17 protein-coding genes and 1 tRNA gene are annotated in these 18,706 nt (G+C 27.8%); 9 read left to right on the forward strand and 9 right to left on the reverse strand.

Annotation, left to right across the window (positions count from 1 at the left end):
* Positions 1-10: 10 nt before the first annotated feature.
* From HA152_RS07465 to HA152_RS07485, 5 genes are all read right to left on the reverse strand, one after another.
* Complete coding sequence (locus tag HA152_RS07465; RefSeq protein ID WP_209135130.1) at positions 11-850, reverse strand: class I SAM-dependent methyltransferase; 840 nt, start codon at positions 848-850, stop codon at positions 11-13.
* A 2-nt stretch (positions 851-852) separates the two neighbouring features.
* On the reverse strand, positions 853-1,011 hold the full coding sequence (locus tag HA152_RS07470; protein WP_209135132.1) for a DUF5989 family protein: 159 nt from the start codon (positions 1,009-1,011) through the stop codon (positions 853-855).
* Positions 1,012-1,395 carry an SxtJ family membrane protein gene (locus HA152_RS07475; protein ID WP_209135134.1) on the reverse strand — a complete coding sequence of 128 codons (384 nt, stop codon included), beginning with the start codon at positions 1,393-1,395 and terminating at the stop codon, positions 1,012-1,014.
* 4 nt (positions 1,396-1,399) lie between these two features.
* The gene (locus tag HA152_RS07480) at positions 1,400-3,232 is read right to left on the reverse strand and encodes a carbamoyltransferase family protein (protein WP_209135136.1); all 1,833 of its coding nucleotides are present in this window, start codon (positions 3,230-3,232) and stop codon (positions 1,400-1,402) included.
* Positions 3,233-3,574: 342 nt separating this feature from the next.
* Positions 3,575-3,647, reverse strand: a tRNA-Ala gene (locus HA152_RS07485).
* A 491-nt stretch (positions 3,648-4,138) separates the two neighbouring features.
* Here HA152_RS07485 and HA152_RS07490 point away from each other — a divergent pair.
* Positions 4,139-5,269 (forward strand): SGNH/GDSL hydrolase family protein, encoded by a 1,131-nt coding sequence (locus tag HA152_RS07490; RefSeq protein ID WP_209135138.1) that lies wholly within the window; start codon positions 4,139-4,141, stop codon positions 5,267-5,269.
* A gap of 195 nt (positions 5,270-5,464) precedes the next feature.
* The gene (locus HA152_RS07495) at positions 5,465-6,601 is read left to right on the forward strand and encodes a hypothetical protein (RefSeq protein ID WP_209135140.1); all 1,137 of its coding nucleotides are present in this window, start codon (positions 5,465-5,467) and stop codon (positions 6,599-6,601) included.
* Here the strand turns inward: HA152_RS07495 and HA152_RS07500 are convergent.
* Positions 6,598-7,488: a methionyl-tRNA formyltransferase gene (locus HA152_RS07500; protein ID WP_209135143.1), complete on the reverse strand. Its 891-nt coding sequence runs from the start codon at positions 7,486-7,488 to the stop codon at positions 6,598-6,600. The genes HA152_RS07495 and HA152_RS07500 overlap by 4 nt on opposite strands.
* 158 nt (positions 7,489-7,646) lie before the next feature.
* Here HA152_RS07500 and HA152_RS07505 point away from each other — a divergent pair, with 158 nt between their 5' ends.
* From HA152_RS07505 to HA152_RS07515, 3 genes are all read left to right on the forward strand, one after another.
* On the forward strand, positions 7,647-8,423 hold the full coding sequence (locus HA152_RS07505; protein WP_209135145.1) for a hypothetical protein: 777 nt from the start codon (positions 7,647-7,649) through the stop codon (positions 8,421-8,423).
* Positions 8,424-8,506: 83 nt separating this feature from the next.
* Entirely contained in the window at positions 8,507-9,697 is a 1,191-nt protein-coding gene (locus HA152_RS07510) for a DegT/DnrJ/EryC1/StrS family aminotransferase (protein WP_209135147.1), read from the forward strand.
* A 172-nt stretch (positions 9,698-9,869) separates the two neighbouring features.
* Positions 9,870-10,805 carry a GNAT family N-acetyltransferase gene (locus HA152_RS07515; RefSeq protein ID WP_209135149.1) on the forward strand — a complete coding sequence of 312 codons (936 nt, stop codon included), beginning with the start codon at positions 9,870-9,872 and terminating at the stop codon, positions 10,803-10,805.
* 30 nt (positions 10,806-10,835) lie between these two features.
* Here HA152_RS07515 and HA152_RS07520 read toward each other — a convergent pair whose 3' ends face one another.
* Genes HA152_RS07520 through HA152_RS07530 form a run of 3 tightly spaced genes read right to left on the reverse strand, consistent with a single transcriptional unit; the run spans position 10,836 to position 13,842 of the window.
* A complete protein-coding gene (locus HA152_RS07520; RefSeq protein ID WP_209135151.1) occupies positions 10,836-11,978 on the reverse strand; it encodes a DegT/DnrJ/EryC1/StrS family aminotransferase in 1,143 nt (380 codons plus the stop codon).
* A gap of 23 nt (positions 11,979-12,001) precedes the next feature.
* The gene (locus HA152_RS07525; protein WP_209135154.1) at positions 12,002-12,700 is read right to left on the reverse strand and encodes a class I SAM-dependent methyltransferase; all 699 of its coding nucleotides are present in this window, start codon (positions 12,698-12,700) and stop codon (positions 12,002-12,004) included.
* Between the two features lie 2 nt (positions 12,701-12,702).
* On the reverse strand, positions 12,703-13,842 hold the full coding sequence (locus HA152_RS07530; RefSeq protein ID WP_209135156.1) for an SLBB domain-containing protein: 1,140 nt from the start codon (positions 13,840-13,842) through the stop codon (positions 12,703-12,705).
* Positions 13,843-13,943: 101 nt separating this feature from the next.
* On the opposite strand from HA152_RS07530, the gene HA152_RS07535 reads away from it, so the two are divergent.
* The 4 genes from HA152_RS07535 to HA152_RS07550 are packed head-to-tail and all read left to right on the forward strand — an operon-like array spanning position 13,944 to position 18,660.
* Positions 13,944-16,364, forward strand: coding sequence for a GumC family protein (locus tag HA152_RS07535; RefSeq protein WP_209135158.1), 2,421 nt, complete (start codon positions 13,944-13,946; stop codon positions 16,362-16,364).
* 4 nt (positions 16,365-16,368) lie between these two features.
* On the forward strand, positions 16,369-16,830 hold the full coding sequence (locus tag HA152_RS07540) for a dual specificity protein phosphatase family protein (protein WP_209135160.1): 462 nt from the start codon (positions 16,369-16,371) through the stop codon (positions 16,828-16,830).
* A gap of 10 nt (positions 16,831-16,840) precedes the next feature.
* Positions 16,841-17,761 (forward strand): hypothetical protein, encoded by a 921-nt coding sequence (locus HA152_RS07545; protein ID WP_209135162.1) that lies wholly within the window; start codon positions 16,841-16,843, stop codon positions 17,759-17,761.
* Between the two features lie 2 nt (positions 17,762-17,763).
* Complete coding sequence (locus HA152_RS07550; protein ID WP_209135164.1) at positions 17,764-18,660, forward strand: sulfotransferase domain-containing protein; 897 nt, start codon at positions 17,764-17,766, stop codon at positions 18,658-18,660.
* The last annotated feature ends 46 nt before the right edge of the window (positions 18,661-18,706 follow it).

The following is an 18,706-nucleotide window of genomic DNA, read 5'->3' on the forward strand; positions in this document are numbered from 1 at the left end:
CACGTTTTAATTAAATCTTTTTTGCGCAAAAAGTAAAATATCCTGGAGTAAACTTTCTATCTTTTATATTTCTCTTATAAGAATAATGTTCCATTTCTTTCTCTAATTTATCTAATTTATCAGCACTAAATTTTTTCAAATTCTTATAGTTATTTATACTTGTAGAAATCAATTCAAAGCCAATCTCTTTAATCCAAGAAGAAATTTCTTTAAGTGTGTGTTGAGTTTCATGAGGATGAATTACTTGATCTCTAAACCAGGAAAAACTATGGTCCTTGTCTTGCATTGAAGAATTCATTTTCTTAAAAAGATTATAAGCGGACTTTTCACCATGCCAATAAGAATACTCTTGCAGAAGTTTTAACATCGGTCTTCGGCCATAATAATGATATAGGCCAACATAAATAAGACCTCCTTTCTTAACAAAAGAACTAATCTTTTTGAAAGCCTTATGACAATCAATAGTATGGTGCAGAACCCCTAAACTAATGACTAGGTCATAAACTTTAGAATCTTCAAAACTGAAAATATCTGAATGAGTATATCTTGGGTAAACGCTTAAGCTATTCGATACTGATTGAGCAGTCTCAATAGCCTTTTTTGTAAAATCAACTGCATGAACGTTTTTTTTATAGTAATAAGAAATAGTATTTGTAAGCCAACCAGTTCCACAACCAAATTCAATAATATCTTTTATGTTTGGTTTAAAACCATAATTATTGCTCAAAAGTTTATGCAAGTCTTCATATTCAAGAACTTGATTAGAGTTTTTAATAGAATTGAAAAAAACATTTATATCTTCTGAAAAATTAAAAGGATTATTTCTATAAAAATTACTTACCTCTTTCATTTCTAAAAAAGTGAATAAATAAAAGGCGCAACAACTGTTCCTTGTGATGCAACAAGAACCACAGCTAAAGCAACTAAGATGATGGCAAAAGGTACAAGCCAATACTTCTTTCTTGCAGCTGCATATTTTATGATGTCCTTTAATATTGAATATAATTTCATTTAGAATTGATCCCTAAAGTTGAAGTCTTTAAAATTAACTATACTATCACTATAGTAGGTTTTTATTTTTTTATTTTTAAAAACTTTATTAAATAATCTTCTTACTATAGCTACTGGAGTAATTAGCACATAAAAAAATAAAGTTAGTATAATTAACGAATTTATCTTCCCTAAAAAATTTCCTAATTTGATCCATAAATCATATGGTTTCCTTAAGGTGTAAGGGCTTATATAAGATAAAGAAAAAATAATTACTGAGAATAAAATAACTAAAGATCTAAATTCTTGATGCAACAAATATGGAATAAGAAAGAATAATGTAAAAAATATGAAAGAAAAAACTAGGCCTGCATTCCTTAATTGTGATTTTGTATGGAAAGTCATTTAATTAATCCTCTATTAAATAAGGTTTCAGAAAAAATTTACTAATGTCAGAATCAAGTTCACTTTTAACAATTAAGAAATTACCAATGGCCAGTAAATCCATATTCGTAAAAGAAAAGCATCTTAATGCATCTTCGGGAGTACAAATTATAGGCTCCCCTCTAACATTAAAAGACGTGTTAATTAGAACTGGACTACCTGTTTGATTTTTAAATTCTGAAAGAAGCAAATAAAAAAGAGGATTTCTCTCCTTAGATATAGTTTGAATTCTACAACTATTATCAATATGTGTTATTGCTGGTAATGTTGATCTTATCTCATTTACACGATCAGTACCTTTATATGTAGATTCGGATTTTTTTTCTTTTAAAAATTTAGAATTTAATTTTCTTGTTAAAAGCATATATGGTGATTCATCCTTAATCCCAAAAAATTCCTCCTTATCTTCTTCAAGTATCGCTGGCGCAAAGGGCCTAAATGATTCTCTAAATTTAATTTTTAAATTCATTCTTTGCTGCATATTTTTAATTCTTGGATCAGCAATTATTGAACGATTACATAGGGCTCTTGGTCCATATTCCATTTTCCCTTGAAACCAGCCTATGATTTTCCCTTTTATTAAATAATCTGAAACCTTTTTAATTAATAATGTGTCTTCAAGCTTATGATATTTAATTCCTAATTTATCCAAATATTTTTGAATTATTTTATTATCAAATTCAGGACCTAAATAAGATGATTTCATTGAATCATTTTTATTTATTTGCCTAACTTGTTTAGTATGTTTATATATGTAACTTAAAGCACAACCAACTGCTGAGCCTGCATCACCAGCAGCAGGTTGAATCCAAATCTTTTCAAATCCAGATTTATCAAGAATCTTTCCATTTGCTACGCAATTAAGAGCTACTCCACCAGCAAGACAAAGATATTTTTTTTGGGTTTTTTTTTGCAGATTTTTGGCAATCCTCAAAACTGCTATTTCCAACACTTTTTGTATTGAAGATGCCATATCCATATAAAATTGAGTAATCTCATCTTTAGGATTCCTAGGTGGTTTTCCGAATAATTTTATAAATGCGGAAGATATCATTTTTAAACCTCTATGATATTTAAAATATTTCATATTAAGTTTGAATGAACCATCATCTCTAATCTCTATTAAATTATTTAGTATTAAATCTTTATAGACTGGATTCCCATAAGGCGCTAATCCCATAAGTTTATATTCACCTGAATTAACTTTAAATCCACAATAATATGTAAATGATGAATATAACATCCCTAGTGAATCAGGGAAATTAATCTCCCAAAGAGGTTTAATATTTTCTTTATCTCCAAGCCAAGCGGAAGTTGTTACCCATTCTCCAACAGCATCCATGCACAAAATTGCTGCATCCTCAAAAGGAGAAGGATAAAAAGCTGCTGCCGCATGAGATAAATGATGCTCAGAAAAATAAAGTTTTTCTGGAATAATGCTTTCATCAATTAATTTCAATTCAGCTATGATATTGTCTTTTATAAAAAGTTTTTCTTTAATCCACGTTTGCATTGCAGGTAAAAAAGAGGAAATACCTCTTGGAGCAGTATTAAAATAAGTTTCTAGTAGCCTCATAAAAACCCTAATAGGTTTTTCATAATAGATATAAGCTTTGACTTCGATCTTTTTTTCTAAAGCAATCTTATAACAATAATCAACAGAACAAAATGGGAACCTTGAGTCATTTTTTTTTCTACTAAATCTCTCTTCTTGAACTGCAGCAATTATTTCACCGTCATCAGAAATTAATGCAGCAGCACTATCATGGTAAAAACAAGATATTCCAATTACTGCCATAAGATTTTTTTGTCTTGTTCAAATATAATAAGATAGTAAGATCATTTACAAATAATTTTTAATAAAATCCATAAATTTAAAATCTTAAAAATGCGATTTTTTATGAATAATCAAATATTTCTTTTTAAGAATTTTTTTTCTTTAACTTATAGACTTTCAAGTAATTCATAAATAACTAATTATTTTATATTTATCTTTACTAATGTTTTCTGTACAAAATTGGTATTTTTTATTCCTAAACTAAGAAAACTTACTATTTACAAATTTAATTACTGGTTTATGAGGTGGTTCATAGAGGATGAATGTTTATAAACTAATTGGAATAGCTAATAAAATTACCTATGGAGCCAAGCGGACTCGAACCGCTGACCCCCTGCATGCCATGCAGGTGCTCTACCAGCTGAGCTATGGCCCCTTTAAGAAAACTTTATTCTTTTATAAAGTTTTTGTAAGCTGATATATACAACCTTTAATGTTTTGAGATTTTTCTTTTTTAGTTTTCAAAAAAAACACAATTTCTCTTATAAAACAAGGGTTTTCAATATAAATGATGAAATATAAAAGTTTTATTTACAATAAAAAAAGGAAGATAAAACTCACATAAAAATAATATCTCACAAAATAAAAATTCCCTAAACAAAATTTTTAGACCTTCTTAAATTCATTAAATAGAATACTTATTAAACTAAACATTAATACAAAAATATTTGAATTAACCAATATTTATATTAATTTTTAGTAGATTTTTCAAAATCTACCAAAACCTTATTGTGCGTAAATTTTATAAAAATATTTTTCAATTACAAACAAATAAATATTTTTTTAGTAATCTTATAAAAGAAATTAAAAAATCGATAAAATAAAGCCACTTTTGTTTTCTTGATTTTGTTAGAGAAATTTTAAAAAATGTCATCCAGAAATATAAATAAGTTAGTTTTTGGTAATTTGATTGTTTTTTTCGTTGTATTACTTACGCCTGGCTCAATTTACAAAATTTATACTCTTACTGAAAATTTTAGAAATGTTTCTAAAAAACAATCTACAGATGTAAGAATAAGCTATCCTACTTATTTAGATAAAGAAAGAGCTAATCAAATATACTTAGAACTCCTTAAACTAAAAACTAAATATCATTCTTTCGTTGGATGGAAAAGAGAAAATGTATCATACAAATTTACTAAAATTTCAGGTAAATATAAAACCAGAAAATCACTTGGTGAGAGTTTAAACAATTCTTTTTGGTTTTTTGGAGGTTCCACAATGTGGGGTTATGGAGAATCGGATAATCAAACGATCCCAAGTCACTTCAATAAATTAACAAATCAGAGTGTCTATAATTTTGGCCAAGTTGGTTGGAATTCTAGGCAATCACTTAATCAATTAATTAACTTGATTGGAGATGAATTATCACCCAAGAAAATTATATTTTATGAAGGTATAAATGATGCTATTTTACAATGCCAAGCGAATGTAAAAGAGATACCAAATCATCCCTTCGAACAAAAAATAAGAAAAAAACTCTCAAGTAATATTAGTTGGAATGAATTTACAAGAAACATATTAAAATTTATATTTGATCCCTATTTAAAGTTAACTAAAAGTAATTCCTTCTCGGGAATAAATACAAAGAAAAGTAAATACTTTGATTGCGATATAAATAAAGTTAAATCAAAAAGAATTGCAAGCCATCTGATTAATAACTGGTATATTGCTTACTTAATAGCAAAAAATAATAATTCAGAATTTATTGGTATACTTCAACCTTGGGTGCTGACTTCAGAGGTAAATTATGATTATTTAACAGAATCTGAAAAAAATAAACTCTCCCTATACAAAACTCATTTAGACATAGTGTATGAAAACATTATTTTTGAAATGAATAAAGCATGTAATTATGATAAAGAATTCTGCAAAAGTATTATAAATGGAGTTGATTGGTTAAAGAATAAGGAAAATGTTTTCATTGATTTTGGACATACTAATGGGGAAGGAAATAAAATAATTTCTGAGAAAATAACGCAGCTCATAAAACTTTAATTTATTTTTTTTATATTTTAAGTTTGCTATTTAGTAAACTTACTAATTATAGAAAAACATAATTTTAAAAATTTCAATAAATATGATTTACGTATTTTGTCCTAAATATCTTATTTAAAAATTTTATTTATAACGTTGCTATTCTCGATGTTATGCTAAAACTTATAAATCTTATAAATCAAATAAATATATTCAATGAAATATGCGCTTGCAAATCCTATAAAAAGAATTAAGAGAGAAATAGTAGCACCACAATTTAAAATTACAAAACAAATTATAGGAAATTTATATTCTTTTAAAAACTTTTTAATTGGAAGGAACCATAAAAAATACAATAAAGGTGTTTTTGTATGGGATGTAAGAAGTAATTCAGTTACTTTTGATTTCGCTTATTACATTCTTCAAATTGTGAATCAATTTAATCAAATAGGTTATAAGAGTTTTGATTTAATTCTTTTTTGCTCTCCGAGATTATTAGCAAAGGGAGCTTCATGTGATTGGAATGAATATAATAAATTTGTTTCAAATGAAGAGATCCTCAGCAAAATTGAAAAAATTATTCTTAAACTAGCTAATTTATTTGAATACATTGACGATATAAAATTAATAAATACAAAACAAGAATTACTAAATTTAACCAAAGACAGTTTTATTCTTCCTAAAAATTATGATCCAACGTTCTTTTATCCTGAAGGTTTAAATTATAAATATTTATTTTCTAAGCTTATGGATGAAGAGGAAATTAAGGTCCCTTTTTTAAAGCTGAATCCAAAATGCTTTAAAAAAGAATACACGGAATTGTACAAATCAAAATACATCACACTTACATTGAGAGATTATGGTTTTGAGCCAATGCGAAATACAAAGCAAACTGATATTGATATCGCATTAAAGCTATCTAAAAGACATTCTGCAGAATTAGTAATAATTCCAGATAATATTGATTTAATAGAACAATATGAGATTCCTGATTCTGTGCAAGTTATTAAATCAGCTAGAGAAGATCTTTTATTAAGAATAGGAATTTACTCGAAAAGCATCGTAAATATATTTACTACTTCTGGGCCGTCTATTTTACCTCTTTTTATAAAAAGATCTAAGATGATTGTTCTCAGAGTCGCATGCGGTTGCGATGGGGATAACGTAAACCTCTACAAAAAAACTTTAGGTATTAGTCCAGGAGATCAGCCTCTTCTTAGACTGGGAGGATACTATTTATGGAATGACTTATTTAATAATATTGACGAAAACACTTTGGACTTTGCTTTCAAAAAGATAAGTGATTACTCACAAGAAAAAAATCTAAAAATTGGAATTAATGAAATAAATTAATTTAATCTTGAACTAACAGATAACTTAATACTTGAAGTCCATTCTGTAATTTTAAGATAACTATCTTTTGTCTTTATAAGAAGGAAATCGGGATTACTTACCAGAACAGCTCCTGGGATACCTTTATATATTGGAGCATTTTCAATAAATTCAGACTTTGTTATCTTAACTATCTTGTCTCCAATAAAAGTTGTTGCCACAGGTCCTGGTGGTGAAATAGATCTAATAAAATTAAAAATATCTCTTGAACTTTGATTCCAATCAATTATTTCGTCGCCATCTTTTCTTGCAGTGCAGTACAAACCATGATTATTTATTAAATTTTGAGGAGATCTAAATGCAATGTCTTTTTGAATTTGTTTTATAGATTTATAAAGAATGCGAGGACATTCTTTATACGATCTCTCTAAAATACTTTTGTAAGTATCAACATCTGTAATGGGGAAAACTTCTTGATTTATCAAATCTCCTGTATCAATGCCATCATCAATATAATGTACTGAAATTCCAAATTCCTTCTCATCATTTATTAACATCCATGAAATACCATGCCTTCCTCTATAAAAGGGTAATTTACCAACATGGCAATTTATTGTCCCTTTATTTGGAATTTCAAAAACTTGCTTCTTAATCATTTGATCAAATGACATCGAAACGAAAAGATCTGTATTAAATTCTTTTAATTTGTTTATAAAAACTGTTTCATTTACATTTTTTGTATTAAGAATTGGGATATTTTTAGATTTAGCCTTTTTTTCCAAAATAAGATCTTTACTTTTAACCCTATTTACTAAAAAGGAAATCTCTATTTCTTTATCAGCTATTAATAAGTCAAATGTATTATGAGCCCAGGTGCCATCAGCAAAATAACCTATTTTAAAAGACATTAAAATCATAAAGAAATAACATCAATATCCTACAACAAAACCAAAAATTGAAATTGTATAAAATATAGTGTTAAGCTTGCAATTATTGGCAGGGGAGAAAAATTTTTCAACCAAAACTTTTTTCAAAAAATTTATCTAAATTAAAGGAATTTACTGAATTGCAAGAATTTGTATTCCAAGCAATTTTTAATTCTTATAATTTAGAATCGATTAAAGAATTAAGTTCCAAGGATTCTGAATGGTTAAAAGACAAAACAGATTTAAGAACCGATTATGATTTAATGGTTAAGATTGAAACTAAACTAGTTTATTTTCTTAATAAATTAAATATATATTCTCCTTTTATACAATTTCCGGTAAATTTAAGAATTTTATTTCCCCAAAAGCCAATTGGGTATGAAAGTAAAGCTTATAATGTTGACGCCATTCACTGTGATCACTGGTCTGGATCGCCTCTTGATAGTACAAATTGCTTTTTATATTTATATGCCGAAAAAAATTCTCCCATACTAAATTTTTACACTTATGAAGAATCAGAATCTAATTTAGTAAAGGATTATAGAGGTAATTATCAAAATGCTCCAGAAATAAATTATTCAATTCGTAAAACATTAATTCCTAAAACAGGTGTAATAAATATTTGGCAATGCACAGTTCCACATAACATTTTTAGAAATAAATCTGGCGTCACGATAAGTATTGATTTTAGAATTAGAAATAATTCAGTTATCTTTAAAAATGACCTTAGAAGAGATATCAATAAATACTGGTTAAATTCAAAAATGGGTTCTTTAGGACTTTACTGGATAAAAAATAAGAAGCCTCCTAAAGATTTCAAAGAAAAAATTTGTTTTGAATTAAATGAAGCAAGTATGAATTATGAAGAAGAGTATTTAGATATAAGAAAAAAATACATTAATAAGTTCTATGGATAAATCTTGAAATAGTAAATTTTTTTTAATGCATTTTAAAAAAATAATTTGATATATTTTAGATAAGTAAAATTGAAGATAGATCAATGAAATTAAACTTTTTAAAAGAAAATCCCATCCTAAATATCTTAGACCTCCCTCCAACTTACGATATAGATAAGTATGGGAGACCTATTGTTAGAATGAGAGACTTATCTGAAAATGATCAATCAATTAGGAACGAATATCATGCAGCATTAGAGGAAGTATTGAATCATGGCATGTTAATAAAAGGTCCTGAGGTTAAAGAAACTGAAAATTTACTAAAAGAACTAACAGGTAAGGAATATAATGTTCTAGTTTCTTGTGCATCTTCAGGATTACTATTATCACTGCAAGCTATTGGAATAGAAGAAGGAGATGAGGTCATAACTACCCCACTATCATGGCTTATGACTTCATCGGTAATAAAACAGTTAGGAGCAAAGCCAGTTTTTGTTGATGTTTGCAGTGATTACAATATCAATATTGATCTCATTGAAGATAATATAACATCAAAAACAAAAGCTATACTGCCCGTTCACTACTATGGGAAAGTTCTAGATTCTCCTCGCATTAAATCAATTTGTGATAAACATAATCTATATCTTATCGAAGATGTTGCACAAGCAGCAGGTGGCAAAATAAATGGATCCATGGCAGGAGAAAAAGCAGACATAAGTGTTTATAGTTTTGGCCCTATGAAAAATCTACATGCTCTTGGAGATCTTGGATGTGTATCGACTGACGAATCAGAAATTGCCAATAACATTAAATACTTATCTGAATGTGGCGTGAAGAACAATGAAATTTGTATACATCCTAATCTGAAACATTATCCAGATGCCATACAAGCCTCCTTTTTAAGGGTCATTTTAAAACGTTGGAATCATCTTATTAATAAAAGAATCAATTTTGCTAATCAATATTCAAAAAATTTATCTAATATACAAGAAATTAAATTACCTACTTATTTAAATCTTGGTTCACACACTTTTTTTGACTATACAATTAATACTCCATCAAAGTCGTTTAGGGATAAGTTAATTCAGTATCTTTTCGAAAATAAAATTGAAGCAAAAGTAAGACATCCACTTTCCATTTGTGAACAACCTTTTATTAATACAGACAAAAATTGTAAATGTACTAAGGCAAGAGAATTAGTTCAAACTTCTTTATGTCTGCCAATGCACTACAATCTCACAAGTCATGATATTATTAAAGTCTCAAATATTATTAAAAAATTTATCGACATATAAAGATTAATTCTTTATAAATAAGTTCTTATATAGTTTAATAATAAATAATATTTTCCAACTGAAATCAATTTAAAAAATAAGATTTCTGAATTAAATGCTATTTTATCTTTTAAGTTGATTTTTCTAAAAATTAGAATTATTGATCGATCAAAAATATTTTTTAATCAAATTTATGCAACTTGATAATATTTACTTTGTTGAAAATCAAAAATTAACTAAATCACAGATAAATAAGTTATGTGAAATTGTCAAAAAAAGCCATAATCAAAATTTTCTCTATCCATCATTTGAGTATATTATTTATTCAAAAACTATAAAATTTTGTTGTGTATTTAATAATAATAAAATCGTAAGCTTTGCAATATACATGTTCCGAAAATGGAAAAAAACAAATTTAACTTTAAAAACATTATCAATAGGATATATAACTACACTCCCTGAATTCAGAGGTAGAGGTTATGCTACTTTTTTATTATCTAATGTCGAAAATTTGGCAAAATCAAAGAAAATAGACTTTATATATTTGCAAGGTATTCAGGATTTTTATGGGAAATATGGATTCAAGGGTTTTGCACCAAAAAGTAAATTTATTTTCTACAAAAAAGATTTTATCTCTCCTGAAGGACAAATCGTAGATTTACAGAATTCAAATAAAAATTTAATTAAGAAATTACACTATAATTTTTTTAGAAATAAAGAAATTTACATAAAAAGAGATAACGAAATATGGGAAGATTTTTTTTCACATTTAAAAAATACATATTTGTTTTATAAACCAAAAATAGTCCTTGATAAAACTTTAAAACCTATTATTTATTTCTGTACTACTCCTAATGAAGAAACTACAATTAGAGAATTTATACCTTGTAATTCTATTAGAAAAGTAGAAAAAGGATTATCTTTAATTTTCAAAGAATTTGGAAAAATAGAAAAAATTGAGATTTTTTCTGATAAAAGTGGAATAATTAATGAATTAGCTCTAACAAAAGGTGCAGATTTTTTTCAATATATAAGGCCAAATGGATCTAATATGATAAAGATAATTAATAAAAATATAAATTTAAAGGACCTTGAATATAGTTTTATTTTTCAAGGAGACAATTCCTGATTTTTAATAACTCATAATATAAAGTTCTATTTAAGATAATTTGGTAACAAAATCATTTAAAAATAATGCTGCTTTAGAAACTTCCTCTTCTTCAATTAGCGGATGACAATCCAACTCAAATATTTTTTCTTTCTGATATTTTTCTGAAATTGGCAACTTCAAATCAGCCGGTTCTATAAAGTCTATGTAATGATTATCCCATGGTGCATAATTATTATTCATATTTTCGCGTTTAAAGTTTGGATGTTGGTGTAAAGGTTGCCATGTACGCTTTAAAGGCAAGTTGATATCGGATGCTGCTTTCAACAATTCTTCTTGTCGTTCATATGATAAGCAAATTTCAATCAAATTTGAATAAAAAACTGCAAATGACCCCTCAGAGGGTTCCAATACCTTAAAGAATTTCTTATCTAGTTTAGAAGCAAGTAATTTATGATTTTCAATTCTCTTTTCATTATCATGATCAAGTAATTCAAGGCCAACTAATCCTAAAGCAGCGGCAAATTCAGTCATCCGATAATTAAAACTTAACTTGTCATGACCAAAAGATCTTAATTTCCAGATATCTTGGTAAATACTGGCATTATTTGTACATATAATCCCCCCATCCCCTACAGGTAATGCTTTCCTTTGATGTAAGCTAAAAATTCCTAAATCTCCAAATGTTCCAATCGACTTTTTGTTAAACTTTGCCCCATGACAATGGCTAGCATCTTCTATTAGATGAATAGAATTATCAGAACAAATATTTAAAATATCTTCTATCTTTGCGGGATATCCAAACATATGAACTAATATAACTGCCTTAGTTCTATTTGTTATAGCCTTTTTAATAGCTTTAGGAGACAAACCAAAACTATCAGATTCAATATCAACAAAGATAGGTACGGCACCTTGCATTAAAACGCAAGTAGCAGAAGAGATCCATGAATATGGAGTGACAATAACTTCATCGCCATATCCTATCCCTAGAGCATGCAGCGATAATTGCAAACCTTGAGTAGCATTGCCCACACCTATTGCATATTTAGAAGATACAAATTTTGAATAAGCTTTTTCAAAATCTTTTACTTTATCTGCAGCAAATAATTGATTTGATTCTATTACTTCTTTAACGGCAAGTTGATGTTTCTCATTAAAAGTTGGCCACGGCTTCCAATTAAAAGTTTCCATATAAATTCAAGAATACATATAATTTACTTTGGACCTGAACATATTGCGAAAAGATATTGGCTCATAGGACTATAGCCAGTATGTAAAACCTCATCATTCATGGAGAACATAAAAACATCTTTGTAAAATCTTTTACAAGTTAATTTAAAATTATCCTTTTTCTTGCAATTTACATGTCCTAATTTTGATCTTTCTGAAGCATAAGTCTGAGATTCTAATGAAGGCATTCCTAAAATAAGTGGTCCTTGTGAATCAACTAAATGTTTTTTTATGTTTATAAAAAAATCATTTTCATCATTTTCAGTTATATGTTCAAGTACATCTAAAGCAAATGCGCAATCGAATTGTTCAGGCTCTTCTGAGTTTAATAAAATGTCCCTATGGTAAAAATTATATTTTGAATCGCTACTTTCTAAATTACTTTTTGCAAAATCAACATGAGGTTTATAAAAATCAAACCCTACATATCTTTTAATTTCTTGACTAACTATTGGAGCTCCAAAACCTTCTTGGCAACCTATTTCTAAAATTGAATCATATCCTGCAAACTGTTTTGCTACAAATTTATATCTAGAGAGAGTAAATAAGAGTAATTTTGGATCTTCATAAAATATTCTAGATGTATTGGGACCAAGAACTTTATTCTCAAATTCTTTAACACCTTCAATACTTCTATGATATATTTTTGTTGATTCGAGATTAGACTTTTCTAAAAAGTCCATATTTAAACATCTCCATTAAGAATTCTAAAAAGACTATATGTAGTTATGATATCTGCAAAAGGTTCAGTAAATGTTCCTATTCCTTGAGTGATTCGATTAATATTATTAGACCTTACATAAATAATATCCTCATTCATTAGTGGAGGATTTAATTCAGAAGAAACATTTTCATCAAGCTTAATTTTAAATTTTCTTCTAGTAGCAGTACCATTATCATTTACTCTAACTAACTCAACTCTCCCAGTATTTGCCTTCCAATCTACAGGCCCCCCAGCCATATAAATAGCTTGAACTAAAGGAGTATTTGCTCTAACTCTAGTTTGACCAGGAACATTTACTTGGCCTACAACATTTACCATAATCATGGGAGATAAATTTGTTTGGGATATTTTTTTTATATCTTTATTTATCTCACTAGCCATATCTACTTTAATAATGTCTCCATCAAATAAAAAAACGTTTTGCTCTTGATCACCTTCGAGAACAATATCTAATAAGTTAATTTCTGCTTTCTTATAACGTTTATCTTCCCCAGGCAATCTTCTGAGTAATGAAACTTTTTTTAGATTCGCTTTAGGAGTTATACCTCCTGCTTTTTGCAGAGCATCAATAATAGTTGGTAAGCCTTCATTAATGTTTCTACTACCTTCAATCAGAGAATTATTTTTAGAACCAATTAAAGAATATACACCTGGTTTAACTATCTCACCAACTACCGATACTCTAATTGGTCTAGCCTTTAAGACGCTTAAATGTAATTCAGGTCTTAGTAGTTCTTCTTTATATTTGTTTTCTACTAATTTTGATGCTTGTTCAATCGTAAGGTTATTTAAATATTGTGAACCTATTAAAGGAAATTGAGCTGATCCATCACTCATTACTTTTAATTCACCAGAAAATTCTTTAGCATCAAATAAGTTTAACTTAAGAGTATCCCCAGGACCAATTAGATAAAAATCTCTCTCGAAATAATCTTCACTAGAGATATCATTATTTAATCCTGAAATAACTTCGGAATTATTATTTCTCAAAAATTTCTCTTCCTCTGATTTAGTTGGCAATTGAAAAATCACAAAAAATTGAAGAATTAGAAGAAATGATGTATAAATATTTAATGAACTTCTACTCCTTTTATTAGCCACTAGATAACAAATTTTATTAAAAAACATAATATCATTTATTGGTTAAATTGTAGTAACTTTGATATAGTAAAAAATCAAATAATTCATTTATTAAAAGTATTTTGGAAAAAGACAACAATAATAATGATATAAAACCTAAACAGCAAATTACTGATTTTTCAAAGTTCGATGCTGATGAAATAAATTATAAAGAGCTTTTCCAAGGTATTGTTAGAAAAAAAAAGTGGGCATTTGCAACAGGAATAATAGTTTTTCTAGGAATTATAGGTTATACAGTCAAAGAAAGAATAACAAATCCATTATATGCAGGGTCATTCAGAATCTTAATCAGTGATCCAATAAATTCTTCAGGGAAGAAAAATAATGATCTAATTTCTACTGAGTCATCAACTTTTTTCCAAGAACTTGCCTCGGGATCAAGAAGATACGATGTTGACACATTGATATTTCTCCTAAAAAGCCCTAAATTTCTAGAACCTTTAGCAAAAGAGTTCAAAATAAGTCCTACTGCTTTATCAAATAGTATTTCAATCTCAGTTCCAATCAATACAAGCAGATTTAGGGCTCCAGCAAGTATCCTTATTGTTAATTTAACTACTAAAAACAAATCTAAAGGAATAAATTTACTTAAAGCACTATCTCAAACATACCTCGAGGAATCCTTGCGTCAAAGACAGCAGAAACTAAATGATGGTCTAGAATTTCTTAATAAGCAAGCTCCGGGAATTAAAGATAAGGAAAATCAATTACAAACTAAATTAGTTGCATTTAGAAATAAGCATAAACTAATAGATCCGATTAGAGAGGGAGAGAGTTTAAAAGCTCAACAGAGAATGATTGAGAAGAACATTATTGACATTAACTCCACAATAAGTCGTTTAAAAGATGTTAGGAAAGAAATCCTGAATGGATCAATCACTGCGACAGGCTTTAGAGAACAAATAGGGACAGGATTATCAATTGCTGATTTCGATCAAAGCCTGCTAGATCAATTAATTGCAGTTGAGAGAGAACTTGCCATAGCAAAAACAAAATTTACTTCAAAATCCTCAATCGTTAAAGGGTTAAAGACTAGGCTAAATCAAATTCAGCCTATAATTCTAAAGAATCAAATAGATGCTGTTGATACTGCAATTAATTTGAACGAAAGTCTTTTAAGAAATACCAAGGAGTCGTTGAAACAACTTGAACTTGAGTTTCTTAAACAACCCGAACTTATTAAGGAATATAAAAGAATTGAAGGAGAGCTACTAATTGCGAGTCAAGATCTTATAAAACTTAATTCTTCTATTAAAAGTTTCGAACTTGAGCTAGCGCAAAGCAATATACCGTGGAGACTTATTTCTTCTCCAAAAATGAGTCCATCTCCCATTAAACCCTCTTTTAGAAGAAATTTACAATTTGGACTTTTAATTTCAATTATTTTTGGTATTTTAGCAGCATTGTTGAGGGATAGAATGGATCATGTATTTCACTCCTCAAAAGAGATTAAGGATAATCTTAATTATCCAATACTAGGAGAAATCCCTTTCATTAAAAGTTTTTCAGAATTAAGAAGCGAAAAATCAGAAATGCTTTCAATTATGGTTGGCGATGGTACACAAAAAGAAAAATTTAATAATAAAAAAGATATTTATCAAAGATTTTTTTACACTGAAGCACTAAGAAATTTATTTACTTCTATTCGTTTTTCAAATACTGATGAATCTATTAAATTATTGACAATAACAAGTTCATTACCTAAAGAAGGCAAATCATTACTTAATGTCTTGCTTGCTAAAACTTTAAATGATATGGGAGAGAAGGTATTGATAATAGATGCTGACATGAGAAGACCCCAGATTCATAGCAGATTAAATCTCGATAATATTTTAGGACTTTCTAATTTGCTTACTGATAATGATATTAACCTCGAAAAAGTTATACAACCTTTGCAGAATTTCAAAAATCTTAGTGTAATGACATCAGGCACAATACCTCCAGATCCAACAAGACTATTAAGTTCAAAACGTTTTAAAGAGATATTATCTGAAATAAAATCTTCAAATAAATATGACATAATTCTATTTGATACTCCTCCAGTATTGGGTTTGGCAGATACAATTCTATTATCTGAAAATTTAGATGGAATAATATTACTTGTGAGTTTAGGATCTGTAGATAGATCTCTCCCAAGAGAATCTTTAATGAGATTACAAACCACAAAAACAAATATTCTTGGAGTAGTTACAAATGCTATTAAAGATGAATATGAATTCGAATATAAAAGATATGGCAAATATTCAAAATATGGTAACTATGGCATTTATAATCAATATAGTTCTTATCAGCCAATTGAAACCTATATCAATTATGGGAAAGATAAGCAGCAGGAGATAGAAAATATATCTAAACAAAAAGGTAGGTCCAAAAAAGATGGGCAATATTCAGTTAAAGAAGATAAAAAAGAGGGAAAAAGTAAACTTATCAAATCATTCAGTAAAAATGTCATAAATAGATTTACTAAATGGCTTGATTCATAACTTTATGCCTAAAAATAAAAATAAGAATTTTTTTATAAATTGGATTTTAAATGATGAAATTGCTATAGGACCCGCTCCTTTAGTCGATGAACATATTTTAATGCTCAAAGAAAAAAATATTCAAGGAATTTTAAGTCTGTGTAGCGTGAAAGAGGCCAATCCTCCAATAAATATCGAAGAATTATTTTTTTGCAAAAGGGTAGTACTTCCTGATCATACATACGATAGAGTAATGAATATTGAAGAACTAAATCTTGCATTATCTATGTTAGAAGATCTTAGAAAGAAAGGTAGTATTTTTGTACACTGTAAAGCAGCAATTGAACGCTCACCACTTGTTTGTATGGCTTGGTTAATAAAAAAGCGTGACTTAACCATTCAACAATCTTTAGATTATTTAATGAGTGTGAATAAAGGCACTTGCCCTCTAAATGATCAATTATCTTTACTCAAGGATTTAAACTAAATAAGTATAAATGTTTTATAGTTCCTTTGGATTAATTTTCAAATCAGAAGATATTACTCTACAAGAACTCGAAGCAATAACTAATAAAAATAATAATTTTGATGTTTTAATAAAGCAAAATAATCATAATGAATGGCCTGTTATAAATTCAAATCAATTTGATACAGAATTTTTACAAATGGAAGAAAATGATTTTAGATTAAAAGTAGATGGAATTGCACATTTCAGAGTTATTGATGGGAATCAAATCTTTTGGGATAAATTAAGTGCAAAGGTTACTGAAAATGATATAAAAGCATTTTTATTTAGTTCAGTTTTTGGCGCTTTATTGATTCAAAGAGGTTTTCTTTTATTACATGGAAATTCTCTTACTAAAAATAAAAAATTAATAATTTGTCTTGGCAAGTCAGGAATTGGCAAAAGTACAATTTCATACATGTTGATGAAAAAAGGTTGGCAATTAATAACAGATGATTTAGTAGCTATTGATAAAAATATGAATGTTTCAATTGGAATTCAAAGAATCAAGCTATGGAAAGATACTTTAAATTATTTAAAAATAGACTACAAAAATTTAAAGAAAGTGAGATCAAATATTCAAAAATTTATCCTTTCAAAAGATGAATTGAATATCTCTAAAAAAAGTTATCCAATAACATCTGTTTTCATTCTTTATTCTGAGACACAACTAGATAAAAAATCTAAAACAACTGATGCTATAAAAGTAAAAAAGGAAAAAACAAAATTTTTTGTTCTAAGAGATAATATTTTTAGACCAAGATTCGTAAAAGGTCTTTGTAAAGAATCAGAATATTTCACAAAATTAAGTAATTTCGCAAAGAAATTACCTGTTTTTTTATTGCCAATACCGAATGATTTAAAAAGAATGGAGAACTTCCTAAAAAATGACTTTGATGATTTCTTTTTTTAAAAGTGAATTTATCAAAAAATAAATATTGGTATTTAGCAAGCTATCCGAAGTCGGGGAACACTTGGTGCAGACTATTTATAAGAGAATTATATAGGTTAACACAAAATCCCAAAAGTAACTTTGAAGATAATACTATTCAAAGTGAGATGGATTTAAGTAAGAATATTTCTACTGGTGCAATAATAAGTGATAGATCTTGGTTTGACGATCAAATTGGAATTGATAGTGAAGAACTTACCAACTTAGAAGTCGAAAAAATAAGAATCAAAGTACATAATCAGCCGTCTCCATATTCGGAGACGCTTAGGTATCACAAAGTTCATGATGCTTTTTTAAAGACAAACGGAAAAAATAAAAGGATTATCTCAACCAAGAATTGCGCAGGAATTGTTTACATTATTAGAAATCCAATTGATATCGTAATTTCAATGGAAAGTTTTTTTGGATGGAGTAAAGGGGAATGTATAAAATTTATTATGAACCCAAACGCATGTTTATCAAATATTACTGATAGAAGTACTTCTCAAATTATTCAATATATTGGGACTTGGGAGCATCATGTTAACTCTTGGACGAATCAAAATGATGTCCCCCTATCAGTTTTCAGATACGAAGATTTTCTACAGAGTCCATTAAAAGAATTCACTAGGTTAAGTAGTTTTCTACAACTTCCAATCAACCCAAAAACTATTGAAGAAGCCGTTGAAAATTGTTCATTTAAAAAACTAAGAGAAAAAGAGAGAAACTCATTATTTATTGAACGATCTAAATCAGGGAATCCATTTTTTCGCTATGGAAAAAAAGATTTGGGTTTAAAAAGATTATCAAAAAATGAACTAGATTTGTTAAAAAATAGATTTAGAAATACATTACATAAGTTTGACTATACTTTTAATTGATCATATTTCATGTTATTGTCTATTTGAATATAATATTTTATAATTA

Origin of the sequence: Prochlorococcus marinus XMU1412, from assembly GCF_017696315.1 — a bacterium.
GTDB lineage: Bacteria > Cyanobacteriota > Cyanobacteriia > PCC-6307 > Cyanobiaceae > Prochlorococcus_A > Prochlorococcus_A marinus_AF.